The 1,712-nt window shown below is 48.2% G+C and carries 2 pseudogenes; both read left to right on the top strand.

Going from position 1 to position 1,712, the window contains the following annotated elements:
* Positions 1-79: 79 nt before the first annotated feature.
* Positions 80-1,177, top strand: a pseudogene (gene murG, locus K2Q26_13280) (undecaprenyldiphospho-muramoylpentapeptide beta-N-acetylglucosaminyltransferase).
* A pseudogene (locus K2Q26_13285) lies at positions 1,174-1,712 on the top strand (UDP-N-acetylmuramate--L-alanine ligase). Before murG ends, K2Q26_13285 begins: the two co-directional pseudogenes overlap by 4 nt.

The following is a 1,712-nucleotide window of genomic DNA, read 5'->3' on the forward strand; positions in this document are numbered from 1 at the left end:
GGGAAGTTCTCTCGTGATGTCTTGTGTCCTTTTTGGAATACTATTGAATATCCAAAAGCAGTGTCGTACTTAATTATCCATGGCCGAAAAGCAAAATATCGTGATTACAGGCGGAGGAACCGGGGGGCACATTTATCCCGGTGTGGCTTTGGCCGAAGAGATCAAGTCTCGTTACCCCCAATATCAGGTTCATTTTGTCGGGGCTCGAGGCGGGCTTGAGGAAAAGATTTTTCCTCGCTCGGGCTTTCCCTATCATTTTATAACTGTGGGTCGATTGCATTCCTCGGTGGGCCGGCTTCAGCAATTAAAAACCCTGCTGTCTCTGCCGTGGACGCTTCTTCAATGCCTTCGTATTTTTATGCATCTAAAACCAAAAGCGGTGTTGGGCGTTGGTGGTTTCGCTTCCGGTCCGTTTCTTTTGATTTCAGCGCTCCTTCGTTCGAGAACGGCGTTGTGGGAAGCCAACGCCCAGCCGGGTTTAACGAACCGTTGGCTCGCTCGCATCGTGAACCGGTGTTACGTCGTCTTTCACGAGGCAAAGAGGCTTTTATCTTCTGATCATGTGGAAGAGACCGGTATGCCTGTGCGCGCTGAATTTTTCCAAAAGCCGATGGAGCAAAAAGTCTCATCCACCTCTCGTTTGCGACTCTTAGTTTTTGGCGGGAGCCAAGGGGCTAAAGCGATCAATGATCTAGTCTGCAAAACATTAAAAGAGCATCGAGATCTCTTCGAGATCTTTGAGATCACACACCAGGCGGGGCATCGTGATTATCAGCGCCTCAAGATGGAGTATGATGACGCTCTCTCCTCGGTCAATTTACTCGAGTATATCCATGATATGCCTCTCGAACTGAAACGTGCCGATGTGGTGATTTGTCGCTCGGGGGCGAGCACTGTGGCTGAGGTGATTGTTTGCCAAAAACCGGCTATATTTATTCCGTTACCGACGGCAGCAGATGATCATCAGCTCAAGAATGCAAAGGTTCTCGAGGCCAAGAGTGCGGCGTATATTCTCGAGCAGCGAGAGGCGACGACCAAAAAACTCTATGATCTTCTCTTGGATTTTTCACGGGATGCCCAGTTGCGTGAAAATATTAAAAATCAACTGGGAAGTTATGATTTTTCGGCATCGGCCAAAAAACTTATCGATGATTTTCTCGAAGGACTTCATTCATGAAATTAGCTTTATCTCGTGTTCATTTTATCGGTGTCGGCGGTATAGGAATGTCCGGCTTGGCAGAACTGCTTCAGCGCATGGGCGCTCAAGTGTCCGGAAGTGATCTTAAAGACAATCAACAAACTCAATATCTATCCAAAATAGGTGTTCAAATTTTTAATTCTCATAAAGCCGAAAACATTAGCGACTGCGATGTTGTGGTGTATTCCAGTGCGATTCAAAAATCCAATCCCGAAATCGTTGAGGCACAGAGACGGAAAATCCCTCGAATTCCGCGCGCGGAAGCTCTGGCGGAAATCATGCGCCTTAAACGGGGCATCGCCATTGGGGGAACCCATGGCAAAACGACAACCACGAGTTTGTTGTCGGCGATTTTTATACAGGCCAATAAGAATCCCACCATCGCTGTGGGTGGCAGACTGGAAATGATCCAATCCACGGCCCGTTTGGGTGACGGATAATGGATGTTGGCCGAAGCCGACGAGAGCGATGGAAGTTTTTCGCGACTCAATCCTGAGATTGCGGTGATCACCAA

The organism is Bdellovibrionales bacterium (assembly GCA_019750295.1).
GTDB lineage: Bacteria > Bdellovibrionota > Bdellovibrionia > Bdellovibrionales > JAGQZY01 > JAIEOS01.